The 728-nt window shown below is 68.0% G+C and carries 1 protein-coding gene; it reads right to left on the bottom strand.

Annotated features, from left to right (window positions below):
- Nucleotides 1–728 (bottom strand): vitamin B12 dependent-methionine synthase activation domain-containing protein (locus ACWBNA_RS47850; protein ID WP_482710884.1); only part of this gene is annotated, 728 nt, incomplete at its 5' end.

The raw sequence follows: 728 nt of genomic DNA, 5'->3' as shown, positions 1-728 counted from the left end.
TCAGCGGGCGTTGAAGTACTTGGCTTCGGGGTGGTGGATGACGATGGCGTCGGTGGACTGTTCGGGGTGGAGCTGGAATTCCTCGGAGAGGTGGACGCCGATGCGTTCGGGTGTGAGGAGGTCGGCGATCTTGGCGCGGTCTTCGAGGTCGGGGCAGGCGCCGTAGCCGAGTGAGAAGCGGGCGCCGCGGTATTTGAGGGCGAACATGTCTTCCATGGCGTCGGGGTCCTGGTCGGCGAAGCCGAGTTCGGAGCGGACGCGGGCGTGCCAGTACTCGGCGAGGGCCTCGGCGAGCTGGACGGACAGGCCGTGCAGTTCGAGGTAGTCGCGGTAGGCGTTGGCTTCGAAGAGTTTGGCGCTCTGTTCGCCGATGCGGGAGCCGACGGTGACGACCTGCAGGCCGACCACGTCGGTCTGGCCGGATTCTTCGGGGCGGAAGAAGTCGGCCAGGCACAGGCGCCGGCCGCGGCGCTGGCGGGGGAAGGTGAAGCGGGTGGTCTCGTTGCCCTGCTCGTCCAGGAGGATCAGGTCGTCGTCCTTGGACACGCAGCGGAAGTAGCCGTAGACGACGGCGGCTTCCAGCAGGTTGTCCCTTTGCAGGGTGTCCAGGAGGCCGCGCAGGCGGGGCCGGCCCTCGGACTCGACGAGTTCCTCATAGGAGGGGCCCTGGCCGGTGCGGTTCTGCTTGAGGCCCCACTGGCCCTTGAAGAGGGCGCCCTCGTCCAGCC

This window comes from Streptomyces sp. Q2 (genome assembly GCF_056820935.1).
Note: the sequence above shows the minus strand (reverse complement) of the source record. Positions and strands in the feature narration are given on the sequence as shown.